The sequence below is a fragment of the Anaerocolumna jejuensis DSM 15929 genome (genome assembly GCF_900142215.1).
GTDB classification, from domain to species: Bacteria; Bacillota; Clostridia; order Lachnospirales; family Lachnospiraceae; genus Anaerocolumna; species Anaerocolumna jejuensis.
Genome location: NZ_FRAC01000010.1, coordinates 57141 through 74798, shown reverse-complemented (window position 1 = coordinate 74798; position 17658 = coordinate 57141). Strand labels below are relative to the sequence as shown.

The window sequence follows — 17658 nt, the reverse complement described above, 5'->3', positions numbered from 1 at the left end:
AATGTAATTATACCCTTTCCAGTATCGTATTTCCTTCTACCATCTTGACATTATTTGTTCTATCTTGCCTGATTCCATCCCTCCGGCTTTTCACTTATTTGAGCCGTTTTTCCGTTATCATCCTCCTCCCAGTTGCAGGGCATTGTGATAGCCGAAATGACCACTCCCTTTTCCGTGTGAATACTCAGTCCATAATTATCTCCGAAAATCAGCTTGATACGTTCATTCACATTCCGTATTCCCAGAGAATTATGCCTTTCTTTGGTCTCCGGAAGCTTTGTATTATTATTTTCCAGTAACGCTTTAATCTTTCTTTCTTCTTCATCGGACAAATTACCTGTATTTGTTATCTTTAATATGACCTTTTCTTCCTCCTGATACACAGACAGGTTGATTGCTCCTCCCTTTACGGTATAAGCACCATGCACTACGGCATTTTCAAGGAGAGGCTGCAATATCAGCTGTGGGAGCTGTATCTGCATCAGACTCTCGTCGATATCCTTATCAAAATGGATACGGTCGCCAAACCTCATGGAGGTGATGTAAATATAGGCGTCCGCTCCTTTTAATTCCTCCGCCAGGGAAATTAATTTCCGGTTTTCCCTTCCCATACTTTGATTCAGAAGGACAGCCAGGGCTTCAATCATTTTGGATACGGCATCATCCCCTGCCATTCTGGCCTGCCAGTTCATCATTTCCAGGGTGTTATTGAGAAAATGAGGATTAATCTGGGACTGAAGGGCAAGAATCTTGGCTTCCTTTCTCGCCAGCTGTTCCTTGTAGGCATAGTCAAAGAGATACTTAACCTCCGAGGACATCCGGTTAAAAGCATCCGAGAGATAGGTAAATTCCTGGTTCGGCATTGCATTGCCCTTTATCTGCCATCCGAACCTGCCTCCCTCAATGTTCTTTGCCGCCTTTACCATGCGTTCCATGGGCTTTGTAATATTATGGGATATGAAATAGAGCATGTAGATAAAAACCGGTACAATAATAAGGATATTAAAAAGAATCAGGCTGTTCATCACACGTATCTCGCTAAAGATTACATCCTTGTTGGCTATTAAGACCGCCCCGTAATAATAGTCATCAAATTTCTGCTGATAAAGGATGCCCTGATATATTTTATCCTCTGTCTTTACCATTTTCCGGTTGTTTTTCCAGTTGAATTTACTCTTCAGCTCTTTCAGAACTGTCTTTTCATCCTTCTCCTTTAACTCATCGTTGTATAGGACCATTTCACCGGGATCATCCACAAAGAAACCCAAATCGTACTCTTTCATGATATTGATGCCATCAAACAGCTTCTCCTTGTTAAGCTCCAGGACCAGGGTTCCGAATTTGGTATAGTTCCTGGTCGTATAAAGATTTCTGATAATATAAATCCTGCCGTTTATGATCTTTACATTGGCATCGGAGCTGTTCTCATTGGTTATGGCCTCCGCATAACGCTTTACATCCCTTGTATAGATCTGTATGTAGCTTGCCTGCTCTCTTGTGGCATAATAGAGCTTATCCGTATTTTCACTTAAATAAAAGGTGGTCATTAAAAAGCGGTTGTCATTAATATATTTACTCTTTAAATTTCCGATTACCTCTTTGTAAAAGCCTGCATCTGAAATTTCTCCATTTTTATATCTCCGCCATGCCTTTTCCAAAACCAGGTCATAGGATATCTTCTTTGAGCTTTCGATTGCTTCATTTAACTTCTGGCTGTGAAAGGATGTATAATTCTTCAGGCTTTCCTCCATCAGGGCTTCTGTTTTCTGTATGACATTATTTCTGTAATAGGAGAACAAAAAGATCATAAAGACAATAATCGGAACGGTCCAGCATATGACTGTCACTACAAGAAGCGCTTTTTTCAATGAAATGGGTTGACCTTTTTTTATTGGCAATAGCATGGCTTATATCCTCCTGAATGTGTCTCTTCCCTCCCATTTTAGCATAGTGAAATTTAGGGTGCAATGAAAGATTTCAAACTCCAAACCAGTCCCTTAATCCTCTGGTATCATAATTTGCTTCCCTGGGTTTACCGTGCCATTAATCAAATAAAACGTTGACTTTTCCGCATATATAAGGTAGAATATTTACAAAGTTAATAGGAAGGATTGTTACTGTTAACGCAGGCAAGACCGGCTTAGTATTTGTATATCTTACTGGTTGGGTCTTTTTATTTTGCTTCGCAGCTGAATAATAAATGTTGAAGATGGATTGTGACTGGCAAGGCAGGCAAGACCTGATTAGGAATAATTGGGTCTTTTTTTATTGCCATAATAATGAATAAATTGGAGGAAAAAAAATGAAAACATTTAATTATACTATTAAAGATGAATTGGGAATTCACGCAAGACCAGCCGGATTATTAGTAAAGGAGGCTACTAAATTCAAGTCTTCCCTTACACTGAAAAAAGGAGAAAAGGAAGCTGACTTAAAGCGCCTCTTTGCAGTAATGGGGCTGGCAGTAAAAAATACAGACACCGTAACCGTTCTTATAAACGGTGAGGACGAAGAAGAGGCTTACGAAGCAATCAGGCAGTTTTTTGAAGGCAATCTGTAAATCCAGAGAGGAGAATTACTTATGATAGTTATAAAGGGGAAAAGTGTATTTGGCGGTATTGCAATTGGAAGAATAAGCTATCTTAAAAAATCCAGGGAAATTGTGAAACGTACAATAATATCTGATACCAGAAAGGAATTGGCACGTTTCGAGGCCGCCAGGCAGGCTGCCATCCTCCAGCTGGAAGAGCTTTATGAACAGGCGGCCGCAAAGGTCGGAGAAGCCAATGCTATGATAATCCAGATACACCAGATGATGCTGGAGGACCTGGATTATCTGGAAGCTGTCAACAATATGATTGAAAATCAGGGAGTTACAGCAGAATATGCCACAAGCGTTACAGGAGATTCTTTTTCCCTGAAGTTCTCTTCCATGGAGGACGAATATATGAGGGAACGGGCGGCGGATGTTCTGGATATCTCAGAGCGCGTTATAAAAATACTTCGCAAGGAAAAGCAGACTGCTCCTTCCCCAAAGGGACCTGTCATTATTGCATCCGATGATCTGGCTCCCAGTGAGACCATACAGCTGGACAAGGAGATGGTCCTCTCCTTTCTCACAAAATACGGTTCCCTTAATTCCCATACCGCAATTCTTGCCCGTACCATGAACATCCCGGCGGTTATCGGCTTACAGGATGGCCTAACGGAGGATTGGGACGGAAAGACGGCTGTGGTGGACGGCTTCACTGGTACGGTCTATCTGGACCCCGATGAAAAGACCCTGGAAGAGATGGAGGAAAAAAAGCGCAGGGAGGAGGAGAAAAAAGAGCTTTTATTCTCCTTAAAGGGAAAAGAGAACATTACAAAAGACGGCAAAGCCATACAGCTTTACGCCAACATCGGCAATTCCTCTGATATTGGTGCCGTGCTTGAAAACGACGCCGGAGGAATCGGGCTTTTCCGCAGTGAATTCCTTTATCTGGAGAAATCGGACTATCCCACGGAAGAAGAGCAGTTCTCCGTATATAAATATGTGGCGGAAAGCCTTGCAGGCAAAAAGGTCATAATCCGCACCCTTGACATCGGTGCCGATAAACAGGTTCCCTATTTTGACCTGCCCAAAGAGGAAAACCCGGCCTTGGGATACCGTGCTATCAGAATCTGCCTGACCAGAAAGGAACTCTTTAAGACCCAGCTCCGGGCTCTTTACAGAGCTTCTGCCTTTGGTAATATCTCTATTATGTTTCCCATGATTACCTCTCTGAAGGAGGTATTGGAAATCAAGGAAGTGGCAGCTGAGGTTAAAGCTGAGCTGAAAAAGGCCGGAATACCCTATAAGGAGAATCTTGAGCTTGGCATTATGTTAGAGACTCCCGCTGCCGTGCTTATCAGTGACCTTTTAGCCCAGGAGGTGGATTTCTTCAGTGTTGGCACCAATGACCTGACCCAGTATACCACTGCTGTTGACAGGCAGAACCCCATGCTTGATAAGTTTTACGACCCTCATCACCTATCCATCTTAAGGATGCTAAAGCTTGCGGCAGACAATGCACACAAAAATGGGAAATGGATTGGCATCTGCGGAGAGCTTGCAGGGGATTTATCCCTGACAGAAGCCTTCCTAAGCATAGGAATTGACGAGCTGTCCGTCTCCCCTGCCCTCATTCTCCCTCTTCGGCAGAAAGTAAGGGAAAGCAGTGTCGGCCCGGTAAATCCGGACTGGTTTTTGTAAAGATTCTTCCAAAGATATTTTTCTGCCTTAGATATATTACAAGTAAAAATCAATACCAGGTAAATCCTCCTGCTTTATTTGATATTTTCTGCCTTTTATGCTACAATTAGCAAAGCCAAATTACCCAGTTTGGGCAATTTCGCAAGTAAACTTACGAAAGGCATGGAGGTTAAAATGAGTACGGAGATTATACTGATAAGACATGGGGAAACCCTTTGGAATAAGCTTGGAAAATTTCAGGGCAGCGTAGATATTGAATTATCGGAAGATGGAAGAAAACAGGCCCAGGCCTTGAAGAAAGTCCTTAAGAATGATTTTCAGGCAGTTTATGCAAGTCCTCTGACAAGGGCAATGGAAACGGCGCACATCCTCTGTGAAGGCACAAGCCTTCAGGCAATTCCCTGCGAAGGCATGAAGGAGATTAACTTCGGTGCCTGGGAGGGTCTTACCTTCAATGAAATTAAGAACAACTATCCGGAGGAATTTAACGCCTGGAGGACGGATGAAAAGGAAGGTCCTTTAGTCGGCGGAGATTTATCCCTCCTGAATGCCAGTCTGCGGGCTGCGGAAGCAATACGTACCGTTGCAGAAAACCACCAGGGTGAAAAAGTATTAATCATTGCCCACGGCGGTATCATAAAGGCAGGACTTATCGGCCTCTTTGAATGGAAAATGACGATGTACCACCATTTCTACGTTGGTAACACCGCCATTTCAAAGCTTAATTTTCGCAGTACAGACGATCCTGTTCTGGAATCCTTTAATGATACCAATCATTTAAAGGATGCATCATTTTTCATAGTTTAAAAGTTCCTTTAATGCGTTACTCAGCTTATTTAAATCATTTACTGAAGAATTCATCTCTGAAATCAGACTGTTTTCATTTTCAAGGGTTGCAAGTATCTCTTCCGCTGAGGCTGAATTGTCCTCAGCAATCCCGGTAACCCCTTTGATTTCATCCTGAATACCCAGGAAATTGCCCGTTGCCTGGCTTATCATTTCCATATTTTCTTCAAGTACTTTATTAGACTTTCCATAAGAATCCATAAATTCTTTGAAGCTGTCATTTACCTTCTTTAAAGTAGCCTGAATCTTCCTGACAGCCTCTCCTCCCTCCAGGGATTGCTCATCAGCCGTCTTGGCTTTGATAAACAGGGATTTTGTAACCTCCGAGATATTTCCTGCAATTTCCGCACTTTGCTCCGCAAGCTTTCTGATCTCATCTGCAACAACCGCAAAACCCTTTCCCTGCTCCCCGGCACGTGCCGATTCGATAGCGGCATTAAGGGCCAGAAGATTTGTCTGCCCTGCAATCTGCTTAATCCCCTCCAACAGAGAATTAACGACTTCCAGGTTATTTCTCAGGTCTGAAACGGTATCTGTAGTCGTCCCCATAACATCGTTTACCGTTAATGCATAATCCGCAGCCTTACTGATATGGTTGTAGTTATCATTGACCTTATCATTCATTTCCTTCGTGCTGGCTACAATATTTTGGGATACGGACAATGCATTGTCAATTTCCTGTAAGGATTTATCCATGGTTGACCTTATCTGGCTGACACTAACCGCTTCCTCCTGAATGGATTGGGACATCTGCTTAACCGTTTCCACAATCAGATTACTGGATTCATTGATGATTCCCGTATTTCTGGAGAAATTCGTTAAGTTCTGGTCCAAGGTAACAACGCTGTTCTCCATGGAGGAAAAGGTTGTCTCTAATTTCCCTACCAAAGCAGTCGCTGTTTCTTCTTTTTTGACGGATTCTTTGATTAAACTGCCGCCCCATTTTGTAAGAAGATATAAAAGCAGTAAAATGGCATTTAAAACTGTCATTACAATGAAGTATTCACCTGTTCTTGTTTTATCCCCAATCACAATTTCAGGCTTGAAGCAATAGGAGGCTATCATTCCGATATCGACAAACACCCAATATGCCTGAAGTACTTCCTTCTTAAAATAAATAGCAGCCATCATAATAGTCATCATGATAAGATAGTGCTTATTCAAAGCATATTTATCGATAAAGAACAAAAAGAACATAACAAATCCCGGTATAGCAGCAAAAATAAAACCCTTTACATAATCATTGATAGGTATAAAATAATTTATGGCAGCCAGTGAAATTATCGCAAGTCCGATAACGATAAATAGCTCATGTCCCTTAACCCCCCGATAAATCACAATTTGTCCGACCAAAATCAAAACAAGGGCAATTGTAATACCTAGATTGATTTTGTTAATTTTCTTTAAGCTGAATACGGATTCATCTTTTGTCCTGTTCATTAAGAACCTCTCTTTCGCAGTAATTTGAATGAATTGATGCAATTATTATTTTGCTCTGCTATCCATTTCATGCCCCATCTGCTTGCAGATGGGCACTGCCAAAAATAGCGGCAAAAATTGCATTTTAACTGTCACATATCTATTATAATGAAACTGCTGCAAAAATCTATCGTAATAACGGCCTAAAAAGCTTTCACTATTACCTCCTGCAAGGACCTTTTGGGTACGTGATGGACTCCTTTTTCATCCCTCCAGTATTTCACATCCCCTTCTTTTATTTCTTCTATGATTACCTCTTCCTTCGGATATCCAAGAGCAATGACCAGCTCTATCTCATACCCTTCCTCAATCCCAAGCTTCTCCGCTAATTCTGCCTTCTTTATATTTCCGATAAAGCATCCCTTAATTCCCATAGCGGCCGCTCCAAGGAAGATGCTTTGAGCCGCAATTCCTTCGTCAGTTCCAGGCTTAGCGGCAATACCCTTATCTCTTAGCAGAATAATATAGCCTGCCGGCCTCTCTCCCTTTACCGGTCCGTCCCAATCCTTCAGATATCCGGCCCAGCCCAGGCAGCTAAAAACCATTTCCCTTACCTCTTCCTTGCTCACCAGTATGTACTTTAAAGGCTGTAGATTGGCCCCGCTTGGAGAAAGCCTTCCTAAATCCGCCAACTCCTTTAACTGCTCAACGGTAATTTCCTTCTCTTCTTCAAAGCGTCTGAATGACCTGGCTCCTGTAACCAGGCTCTTAAATTGTTCATCCATATTTTTCCTCATTTCCGGGCTGTCTTATATCTCAGCCCCAAGGCATTGTTGTACACATCGTTGTTCGCAGCACTGGTAAAGCTTACCGCCTGCGGGTACGTTTTCGCTATTGTAACAGTAACAGATTCTAAGCAGCCCTATGATTCTAATAGTAATATGATTACAGTAGTAATAGGCTTCTTCCCTACACCTCTTCTACATAAGAAGGATTGTTAAAGTCTATTTTTTGTATGATATCCTTTAATTTACCTGTCATTTCATCCACTGCGTACAATACCACCTGATTGGATTTCTGATTGGCAATCATAAGGCATCTGTCATCCTTTGTAAGTGCAATATGTCTCGGATATTCTCCCTTACAGCTTATATCCTGCTTCTTTGTAAGCAGTCCGTCCGGATTTATGTCAAAGATTCCGATGCTATCTGCTCCTCTGTTGGCTGCATAGAGGAATCTTCCATCTCCTGATATGGCAAGGCTTGAGCCATAGCTCACACCCTTAAACAGCTCCGGAAGAGTGCTGATAACCTGGATACAGGTAAAGGAAGGTTTGTCGTCCTTCTTCTCAACAAGATAAACAAAAATCTCGTTGGAATATTCCGTTATGACATAGAGATAATTTAAAATGGGATGGAACTTCAGGTGTCTGGGCCCTGCTCCTTTGTTTAACAGGATTTCACCAGCCGGCTCCTTCGATGTAATCCTTCCCTCATCCGTCTCAAAAAGAAACACCTTATCCTGTGCAATCCCTGCAAATAAAAGCATGGAGCCCTGAGGCACTTTCTCACAGCAATGAGCTCTTGCCACACCAGTCTCCGGATTAGAAGGCAGCTTGATAAAATTAAGGACCTCCGTAAAATGGTAATCCTCCACCTTTACAGCAGCTATGTGACCTGTACCATAAAAAGAACAATACAGAACGCCAAAGGAAGGCTCATATAGTAAATGGCAGAGATCTCCGCCCTGTAAGTCTATTTCATGGCGCAGTACATAAGTCTCTCCAATTCTTTGGTAGCACAAAATGCTTCCGCTTTCATTCTCTTCCCTGATTCCAAAGCACATATCCTTCCAGGTACAAAGAAAGGATGGTTCCTTTGCATAATCCTCCCAGACGACCTTTTCAACCTTGAAATCTTCTTCCAGTTCATACATAGCTATAGACGGTTCCCTATTAGAAGGCCCATAGCCGGATATTAATATTTCCTTTTGCTTTTTGCTCATGATATTCTCCGTTCCTTTGCATGGTTTCTGCACTTGGCAGAGGGGGGTTGGATGTGTTGTGAATTTGATATGGTCGATGTTTTATTTTATTGTTATTGTAATACTGGATAGTGGAGATGGCAAGGATTTCTTAAGGGATTGGAATGGGAATCTACCTAAATTCCCAAAGCTGCTCCAATACCCCAGAAAACTTGTCTGCCATTTCCTCTGCCTTTGTCTTGGAAAGGTTCCTTATGACACTTAAGCCGCAGAAAATGCGCCAAGGCCAGGATAAGCCACTGTCTGAGCCGCAAAAACCACCCACCCTCAAAACCTCACAGGCGAGTTTGGCTTATCCTGGCCTGTCCTAAGCATTTCCTGCAGCTTTAGTGGAATAAGGGTCCTTCTCCAAACAAAGGCAGAGGAAATGGCAGGCAAGTTTTCGTAAATTGCCCCAGCCCCCCTTAAAAAAATATCTTATAATTAAAATCATCACACCTATGGAAAATTCAAGAAATTTAGTATAATATAAAAGACAGATAGAAACCTCCCGTTTACTCCGTACCCTACCGAAATAAAAAGAAGAAAAGGAAGTGAGCCATATGAAGGCTAAAAGGCCAGCCTTGGTAAGCTATATTGCAGATTTGAATTATTTAAACGCATTTTTATTACTAGCATCCCTATTCCCAGCACTCGTCAGGAAAATAGGGGTTATTGTACCTTCACTTACTGTTTTCAACGTTATAGTAAGATTATTCGTAATAGTAAGCCTTCTGGTAATATCCTACGGCTTATTGAGCCTCAAACGCTGGGGATATTGGCTGATGATTGCCTATAACATGCTGTTTTTAGTAATTTCAATTATTAGTTTATTTAGACTTACAAAACACCCCTTCTTTTACAATCCCGGCTTAATAGTATCTGTTTTAGGCCTGTCTCTTTCCTTTTCAGCACAACGGTATTTTAAGAAAGGATATGCAGAGTCTTCTCCTTTATACAAAAATTAGCCTCTGCCTATAAAGGGATTATCTCCACTTTATTTTTCAATTCATCAATTAATTGCCGGCTTGGCGGATTTGTGCCCTGTGTGGTAACGGCTCCGGCAGAAACGGCCATAGCAAGCCTTACTGCCTCCGTAAAATCGGCTTTTTGGTCCAGACTATAGGAAAGAGCTGCTACCATGGCGTCTCCTGCTCCTACTGTAGAATGGGCTTCCACTATCATTCCGGGACATTTTACGGTATGCTCATTTGTAAGGAATATGGCTCCCCTATGACCCAGTGAGACAGCAACGAGACTGCTGCCCTTAGCCAGCAGGTCCTTTCCCATGGCAAGAAGGTCTTCTTCTGTTAAGTCATTCTTCCTCTTATAGTAACCTTCCAGTTCACTTCTGTTGGGCTTGATATAATCCGGCCTGCCTTCCAGTCCACGGGCAAAAAGCTCTCCGTCGGCATCCAGAAACACCTTTGCTCCCCTTTCCTTAACCAGAGTTATTATATCGAAATAAATGTCCTTTTCGATTCCCTTGGGAATGCTGCCAGATAATACAAATAACGTATTTTCTGAAGCATAGGACATTAATTTATCTGTCAGTTTATTCAGCTCTTCTTTTGTAACAAAGGGGCCGGGTTCATTAAGCTCTGTTACAGTACCCTTACGCTCTACAATTTTTTGATTTACCCTTGTTTCATTGCTGATATGGATAAAATCGCTTTTGATTCCAAGGTTCTCCAAGGTCTCTTCTATAAGCTTTCCCGTACTTCCGCCGCAAAAGCCTGTGGCTATGGATTCGCCGCCCATGGCCTTTATTGCTTTGGATACATTGATTCCCTTGCCTCCGATATCGGTCAGGCAGTTCTCCAGCCTGTTTAAGCTTCCTCTTTCCAGCTGTTCCAGCTCCGCTGTTCTATCAATTGCCGGATTCATTGTTACTGTTACTATCATACTCTATTGTAAGCCGCCTTTGCAAATTTGATTTTATTCCAAATAAATCCTGGACTACAGCTTAGTCCCATGAATCTATCATTTTTCTATTTTTCCATACCGAAAGCCCTGACATTCAAGGCAAAGAGAGAGCCAGCTGCAATTACAGCACACTTCAGATAATTTATTTGCAGACAGAATGTTCTGCATTACAAGGTTCCTGAATTCCCGCCAGCTAAGGACCTCATTCTCCTTCAGACCGCAAAGCATCAGCGCTTTCCTGTCATACTCCACGACTTTCTGTCCGGAGGTACAGCCTTCTTCCTGAAAATGAGGACAGCTTGTACAGATACTGTCACCGCCTGCTACCAGTTTGATTTCGGTATCCGGGAATTTCTCCAATTCAGCGACAATCTCTGTCATATTTTTCACAAATTCTTCGCTGTAGCCAAAGCCTTTAAACTGACCGATGCATATGCCATGATGAGGTCTTAAGTGTATCATTTTCTTATACCTGAGGCTTTAAACGAAAGACGTTCTGAAGGATTGATTTTCCGGCTGCTGTACGGAAGATATTGCGGTAAACATTCTGGATGGTCTCCCCGGATGCCTTATCTTCATCAAGGTTGACAAGAAAATCCGCTTCCACTAATATCTGATAATCCTTTTCTGTGATATTGGTATAGGTATGGTGATGAGCAATCAGATAACATACCCTTTTGATAAAGGGTCTTTCATATCCTAGCTTTGTAAGCATGGGGTCCGCTACAAGGGGTCCTTCTATCTGCTGGTAATTTCCCGCACTGCTGTTATATTTTCTTTCGCTTACCTTAATACCGATATCGTGAACAACTGCCGTAACTTCCAATATCTCTCTGGTCTCTTTGTCAAGTCCCTCTAGTTCGCCAATGGTCTTGGCATAGGAATACACCTTAAGAAAATGATTGATTCTTCTTACATCTCCTGAATAGTACTCAATCATTTCATTGATAACATCGCCAATTTGCTTCATAAATTCTCCTTTTTACTTCAAAATAATGCAATAAATGCCCATTCCCTTTCTATTGCAGCGCAAGCTAAAGGAACAGGCATTTGGTATTAATTATTAAACAGGTTTAAAATCGGAGCATTGTAACTGATTGCCTTGGAAAAATAGTTGTCAGGATCTTCTTTCTTTTCATCCTTATCGTCTTCCATGAAAATCTCCATGAATTTCAAATAATTATCATAAGTAAAGAATTCATCCAGGATACTATTCCCTGATGTGTCTTCTGTTTCCGTTTCCGTTCTTACCAAATTATTCTTTATTTGGGCAATATCAGGAAGACTTGCCGGAGCAGTTACACTTGATTTCACCGTTACGGTACCCTTGGCGCTTACCCCTTCCTGCATATAGCCCATAACCTTTTTCACATAGTTCTGTGTTTCTTTAAAGGGGGGTATTCCGCCATATTTTGCCACATTATTACTGCCTGCATTGTAGGCTGCCAAAGCCAGTGAAGCATCCCCGTCATACTTATCAAGAAGCTGGGATATATACTTGGCTCCGCCCATGATATTTTGCTTAGGGTCAAAGGAATCCGTTACACCAAGTGAAGCGGCAGTTCTTGGCATTAGCTGCATAATTCCCTGTGCTCCGCATCTTGAAACTGCATCCGATTTAAAATTGGATTCCTGCTTGCCGATGGCCTTCAGCAAATTCACCGGTACATTATATTTTTCTGCTGCTTCATTAAAAATCTCATCCAGACTTACAGTTTCTCCAAGATAGGAAGAAAAGCTCTTTGAGGAATTTACTTTCTTTTCTTTGGAAGCTGCAACGTCTGATGTAGTTTTTAGACGATTAATTCCTTGAATTTCTGACATAAGGTTCTCCTGCTTTCCTATGTAAAACGACAAAATATACATTAACTTCCTGTCCATTATAACGTAATACACTATAAAAAAGCAAGTGCTTTTCGATGGGAAATGTGTAGGAAAAAAGCACTTGCTTTCTATTTATTTTATTACAGCGGTGACAATGGAGCTCCCCGGAACAGTAAACTCTGCATTCCTTCCGTTAACCCGTAAGGATAACGGCATATCTTCCGTCTGTTTATTAAGTACTACCAAAACGATGGATTTGTCCGGATTCATAAAGGCGGTCATTTCCAATTTATCGGTATATTTTGTAAGGGCAATTCTTTTCGCTTCTCTATCAATATAACGGCTGAAATGCCTGATATAGTGGAAGGAAAGCTTTTCTTCATAGGTGCCGTCTTCCGTATCTACCATAACAGGGGCATCACAGAAATTATTTACATGATTGGGTCCGCCCTTTTCGTCTAACAGTATGTTCCAGTCGATAAAGACTGTCATACCTGCATTCAGGTTACCGATGATATCATGAGCATACATCTGCGCATTCTTCAGCTGCCCGGCATCAAATCTGCTGTATTCCACACAGCCTTCGGTAAAGATCAGCTCTTTTCCCGGATATGCATCCCCTGTCAGCCTGATTGCTTCAAAATGGTCTCCCGTATACCAATGGAAGGCCACACCGTCAATCATCCTGTCCGTTTCCTTATCGATTATGGCCTTTGCTCTTTCAAACAGCCTTTCCTTGTTATGGTCCCAGATATTAATCTTAATATGGGAAAGTCCGTTCTTAACAAGTGCCTTGTAAAGGTAATCCCTTAGGAAATCCTTTTCCTCCTCCGGATTAAAGCTGCAGGAATCCCATGTCTGGACGGCATCCGGCTCATTCTGGACCGTAATCCGGCTGACGGGAAAGCCCAGTGCTTCATATTCCCTGATATAGCGGCAGATATAATCTGCCCAGAATTCCCTGTATTCTTTCTTTAATTTTCCCCCATTATTTCTGTCATTATTAGTCTTCATAAAGGCCGGCGGTGACCAGGGAGTTAACATCAGGTCAAAGTCCTCACCTTTAACAGCTCTTGCTCTTCTTAGCAAAGGAAGGATATATTTTTCCTCTCTTTTTAAGGAAAAGGATTTCATTTCCCTATCCTCCGGGTCCTCCATAGCCGTATAGTTATCCAGGGAGAAATCGCAGCTGTCAATATGGGTACGTATAAAGTGATAACGCAGACCGTCCTCGCCAAAATACTTCTTTAAGACTTCTTCCTGCTTTTCCTTCCCAAGCTTTAAAAAGGAGTAACCTGCCGCCTCTGTTACCGCTCCTCCAAAGCCATGAAAGGTCTGGTATGCAATGTCAGGATACAGATTCACCACATTCATTGCAGCACCCTTATCCTCAGCCAGTTCACATTCAGAAACTTTTGTATTCCTTTCCTGATTCTCATAAGTAGTAACGATTAACTCCATCTGTTGTGTCCTCCTTTATACAAAGCTTTTGCCTGGTAAATCTTTTGTCAGGCAAATTTCCTGCTAATCAGGTATTTTGCTATGCAGATAATTTGCTATGCAAGTATTTTGCTATTCAAGTTTTTTTCTATTCAAGTATTTTGCTATTCAAGATTTTATATGCAAGTTTTTAATATGCAAGTTTTTAATATGCAAGTTTTTTGCTATTCAAGTATTTTGCTATTCAAGTGCTTTGCTATTCAAGTGTTTACTATGCAAAATAGGCAATTAGCTTTTTAATGCTGCCTTCTCTGATTCTTCCGGCAGTCTCTCCGGTAATGGAATCCCCTTCTATTCTTTCCCCATCCTCTGTTACAATATGGGATATCACCGCTCTGTCCCTGCCATAGGTAGGCTTTCCGGTAGGATTCTTATAAGTAATCATACAATTGGACAAGAAGGTGAAGGTGCATTCCTTTTCCTCATTAAAGAACCAGGCAGGAAGCTTGGGTTCCAGATGCAGTGTCAGGCCTTCTTTTTCCTGTGTAAATACCTTTCCCCCGATGAACATCTGACTCCACATGGATAAAAGCTCCGTAGTAGATCCGCTTAGCCTTGCCACATATCCTCTTCCATGGATTTCTTTATTGGGGTTCTCGGAAGACGCCAGGAAGGAGGAGTTCTCCAGAATACTTCTTCCATACATTTCAGGAGGCAGGAAGGGAATTAAGGTATCCCTTATTTCGTCGTAGAAATTCTCCCACAGCCCTGCCTTTTGCATTCCATACAGATATTTGTATTCCATATGCAGGAAAATGCTCTCCCTTTCCAGCCAGCCGGGAGTAAAGGCTCTGATTCTTCCGTTTTCCATTGAGATATTCTCTAAGGATTCACTGGTCTTATACATCTTAAGCTCTTTATCATATATACCGCTCTCCTGCACCTTTTTATGAAGGGCCAGAGCTGCTTCTTCACATTCTTCCGATGCCAGATATCTTGCCGGACCCTCTAAGAAGAAAGGAAGCATTACTCTCTTAAAGCTATTGACCTTTCCGGCAGGAAGGCCATAAGGGGTAATAAGCTCTTTTCCATCCTGGGTTAAGGGTGTAAAGGCTTCTGCCTGATAAGTAAAATAGGTAGGCATCAATCCGTCTCCGGCTTTTTTTGCCTTCTCGATTCCCTTTTTTACTACTTTTAAGAAGCTGTCTATGAGATTCGCCGCTTCCTTTGAATCCATAAGAACTTCTCCGCCATCCAATTCAAAACGGACTGTTTCCCTGAAGTCTTCCCGCAAGGAAGTAACCTTATCCCAGTATTCGAACTGGCTCAGGGCTCCTTCCGCAAGCTTGCTGACCATTTCCCCGGTCTTAAGGAAAAGGCTGTAGACCTCTTCCGGCAGTGTTACCTGGCTTTTTAAAGGCAGCGCTTCCAAAACAAATTCCAGCACTCTTTTTAATTCAAGCGTTTCTGGCATACCGCTTCCAAAGAGACCGGGCAGTCCGTTCATGGCATCATTCCAGCCCGGCTTGCCTCCCTCCATCTCAATACCCATGCCTTCCGGGTCAAGGGTCGTGAACTTAATCAGGGAAAGGTTTATAAGCTTTGCCATAAGGGTAGCGGTTACATAATCGCCCTTTTTATTCTTTAACCAATTAGTACCTTTCTTCACAAAACCGGCCTTACTCTCTTTTTCCGTATCATGGACCAGTGCCCCGTATTGCCTTAAACCGCCTTTTGACAGGATTACGTATTTTTCGCTGCGGGGAAGAACCCTTGCAGGACTGTCATAGTAACGGTAGGTCTTATCCTCAAACAAAAGGGCTTCCTTCTTCTCCGGATATACCTTTAAGTAATTCTCAATTAAATCCAAGTTGTAATCCCAGTGGTCGCTCCAATAACCTTCACCAAAGCCAGCCTCGATATTCTGTGTGGAAAATGCCAGAAGCTTTGTCAGGAAATCATCTTCCGATATGGTAAGACTAACTGCATAACGTGCCAGTGTACCTGCTATCTTTCCGGGTGTAAAGGGCTTCCTGGCAGTATCGAAGAGCACCTGCCATTCCTTGGGTGCTGCCTTCTTCAGGAATTCCTCTGCCGCACCTTCCTCCTCCTTCTTAATCCGGAAGGTCGACGGTCTTACCTCCAGGGGGTTATAGCCGTCTATCTGGATCAACTGATAGAAGGTCTTTATATTAAAATCTCCTACTTCCTTGTGAAAGAGCAGGTCATTTCTCCTGTTCTGGTTCACATCCCTGAAGTTTCCATTTCCCTGGGAATAATATTCTCCGTTAATGGAAAAGAAATTGTAATCCCTCTCCGGGTCTCCATGCTTTCTGCTAAAGAGATGGATAACGGATTTCTTATCTCCCTGGCCAAAGACAAAGGGATAACCGCCCCTTAGGAAATTATCCATATAGCTGTATTCCACATAGCTGTCAAATAAGGGAACCCCAGTTACAGTCCTAACATCCTTTGTAAGCTCTTCACAGCATTCTGCCGCCAGAACTTCTTTCCTGTCAAAGAAGCCCTCTTCCTTTATTTTATCAAGCTTCTCATTTATCTGCTCCGTTGTCTGTGAAAAGCCTATCATGGTATGGAAGGTAAAGTTCCCCTCAGAAGCAAGCTTTAATTTGAAGGGTGTAAAACCGCAGGGAACCTTATTTGCAAAGCACTGTTCCTTCTGTAATATTCCCTCCAGCCCCTCTTCTTCCAGACGGATCGGCTGTACAAAGGTGGTGTCATAGGAAAAGACAGCTTCCGGGTCATAAATGACCGGCTGGATCTCCCCTCCGGCTACTGTCAGATAGTAATAACCGCCTTCCACCTCGGAAACTTCCGCAGAATCATCACTGGAGGAACGCATGGAATAATAAGGCACGTTATTCTCAATATTCTTAATATCCGCCCAGCTCTTTAACAGGTTGGACATTTCCTTGTATTCACTGTTCTTTATTCCATATGGTATGATTTTAGGCAGTCCGTCTACAACCTCCAATTCCTGCTCTTTCTTTGAGAGGTTTGTAATTTCCACCTTTCTTACCAGTGCTCCGATATTCTCTAAAGGAAGGACGTAATACTTCACACGTATTTTTAATTCCTGTTCCTTCTCTATTTCCTCTATTTCAAAGCTATTCTGTTGAATGGAGAATTTCCGCTTTGCTTTTGTCATACTGGAAAAGAAAGGTTCATAGACGGTCCCTTCTTTGCGTATAAAGGTACGAAAGCCCTTTATTGCGGTGTTTTCATAAGCTGTGTTGGCAGGGTTGAACTCCATAATGGCATTATTCTTGTGATGTATTCCAAAGCTGTTTACTCCCTGTCCCCTGTTGGTATAATAGACCCACATGGGGATACCCTTGATACCGGCAAGTCCGGGAAGAAAGCTTGAAAATGGAGGAAGCCTGTGATAATCTTCCAGGATATAAGCTTTACCGTCTAAATAATAGTTTTTCATGTAAGTATCCTATCCTTTCCCTCAATGGTGTTTTATGTTTTCAATGCTACTATGATTATAATATCCTTTTCTGAGAAAGGCAATAATAAAAACATTTTTATTTCGAGGTTTGCAGGATTTCATTGTATTATTTGTACATTTTTTCATATTGTTTTATTATTTTTTATGCAATAGTTTTATAATCATAATTTCAAAGCAGGGAATATAAGCAAAAGCAGAATGTATGTTCCCTATATGCTTATGTTTTGCTTTTAAAAACGTTTTTAAATCTGTTTGATGCTCTCTCATAAGCAAGATTGAACGAACAAAAGAATTGAATGAATAAAAGGATTAAATAAACAAAAGGGTTGAATGAGCAAAAGGGTTGAACGAACAAAAGGATTAAATGAGCAAAAGGATTAAATGAGCAAAAGGATTAAATGAGCAAAAGGATTAAATGAGCAAAAGGATTAAATGAGCAAAAGAATTAAATGAGCAAAAGAATTAAATGAGC

The 17658-nt window shown here is 41.9% G+C and carries 14 protein-coding genes; 4 read left to right on the top strand and 10 right to left on the bottom strand.

Translation table 11 applies throughout. From position 1 onward, the window contains the following. Positions 1 to 59: 59 nt before the first annotated feature. Positions 60 to 1904 (bottom strand): sensor histidine kinase, encoded by a 1845-nt coding sequence (locus BUB77_RS09995; RefSeq protein WP_073275393.1) that lies wholly within the window; start codon positions 1902 to 1904, stop codon positions 60 to 62. 398 nt (positions 1905 to 2302) lie between these two features. Here BUB77_RS09995 and BUB77_RS09990 point away from each other — a divergent pair, with 398 nt between their 5' ends. From BUB77_RS09990 to BUB77_RS09980, 3 genes are all read left to right on the top strand, one after another. Then, a complete protein-coding gene (locus tag BUB77_RS09990) occupies positions 2303 to 2560 on the top strand; it encodes an HPr family phosphocarrier protein (RefSeq protein ID WP_073275391.1) in 258 nt (85 codons plus the stop codon). Positions 2561 to 2581: 21 nt separating this feature from the next. Next, positions 2582 to 4234, top strand: coding sequence for a phosphoenolpyruvate--protein phosphotransferase (ptsP, locus tag BUB77_RS09985; protein ID WP_073275389.1), 1653 nt, complete (start codon positions 2582 to 2584; stop codon positions 4232 to 4234). Positions 4235 to 4408: 174 nt separating this feature from the next. Continuing rightward, the gene (locus BUB77_RS09980) at positions 4409 to 5041 is read left to right on the top strand and encodes a histidine phosphatase family protein (protein ID WP_073275387.1); all 633 of its coding nucleotides are present in this window, start codon (positions 4409 to 4411) and stop codon (positions 5039 to 5041) included. On the opposite strand, the gene BUB77_RS09975 is transcribed toward BUB77_RS09980, so the two are convergent. From BUB77_RS09975 to BUB77_RS09965, 3 genes are all read right to left on the bottom strand, one after another. Then, on the bottom strand, positions 5024 to 6520 hold the full coding sequence (locus BUB77_RS09975) for a methyl-accepting chemotaxis protein (RefSeq protein ID WP_073275386.1): 1497 nt from the start codon (positions 6518 to 6520) through the stop codon (positions 5024 to 5026). The two genes, BUB77_RS09980 and BUB77_RS09975, sit on opposite strands and share 18 nt — an antisense overlap. A gap of 182 nt (positions 6521 to 6702) precedes the next feature. After that, positions 6703 to 7284: a nitroreductase family protein gene (locus BUB77_RS09970; protein WP_073275384.1), complete on the bottom strand. Its 582-nt coding sequence runs from the start codon at positions 7282 to 7284 to the stop codon at positions 6703 to 6705. Positions 7285 to 7468: 184 nt separating this feature from the next. Then, positions 7469 to 8503, bottom strand: a complete 1035-nt coding sequence (locus BUB77_RS09965) for a lactonase family protein (protein ID WP_073275382.1) — start codon at positions 8501 to 8503, stop codon at positions 7469 to 7471. Between the two features lie 581 nt (positions 8504 to 9084). On the opposite strand from BUB77_RS09965, the gene BUB77_RS09960 reads away from it, so the two are divergent. Further along, positions 9085 to 9489, top strand: coding sequence for a hypothetical protein (locus BUB77_RS09960; RefSeq protein WP_073275380.1), 405 nt, complete (start codon positions 9085 to 9087; stop codon positions 9487 to 9489). 7 nt (positions 9490 to 9496) lie between these two features. On the opposite strand, the gene pfkB is transcribed toward BUB77_RS09960, so the two are convergent. From pfkB to BUB77_RS09930, 6 genes are all read right to left on the bottom strand, one after another. Beyond that, positions 9497 to 10426: a 1-phosphofructokinase gene (gene pfkB / locus BUB77_RS09955; RefSeq protein ID WP_073275378.1), complete on the bottom strand. Its 930-nt coding sequence runs from the start codon at positions 10424 to 10426 to the stop codon at positions 9497 to 9499. Positions 10427 to 10504: 78 nt separating this feature from the next. Beyond that, positions 10505 to 10909, bottom strand: a complete 405-nt coding sequence (locus BUB77_RS09950; protein WP_073275376.1) for a DUF1284 domain-containing protein — start codon at positions 10907 to 10909, stop codon at positions 10505 to 10507. A gap of 4 nt (positions 10910 to 10913) precedes the next feature. Then, the gene (locus BUB77_RS09945) at positions 10914 to 11417 is read right to left on the bottom strand and encodes an HD domain-containing protein (protein WP_073275374.1); all 504 of its coding nucleotides are present in this window, start codon (positions 11415 to 11417) and stop codon (positions 10914 to 10916) included. Positions 11418 to 11503: 86 nt separating this feature from the next. Beyond that, positions 11504 to 12271: a lytic transglycosylase domain-containing protein gene (locus BUB77_RS09940; RefSeq protein WP_073275372.1), complete on the bottom strand. Its 768-nt coding sequence runs from the start codon at positions 12269 to 12271 to the stop codon at positions 11504 to 11506. A gap of 132 nt (positions 12272 to 12403) precedes the next feature. After that, complete coding sequence (locus BUB77_RS09935) at positions 12404 to 13732, bottom strand: glycoside hydrolase family 30 protein (RefSeq protein WP_073275370.1); 1329 nt, start codon at positions 13730 to 13732, stop codon at positions 12404 to 12406. A gap of 250 nt (positions 13733 to 13982) precedes the next feature. Continuing rightward, entirely contained in the window at positions 13983 to 17165 is a 3183-nt protein-coding gene (locus tag BUB77_RS09930) for a hypothetical protein (protein WP_073275368.1), read from the bottom strand. Positions 17166 to 17658: the final 493 nt, after the last annotated feature.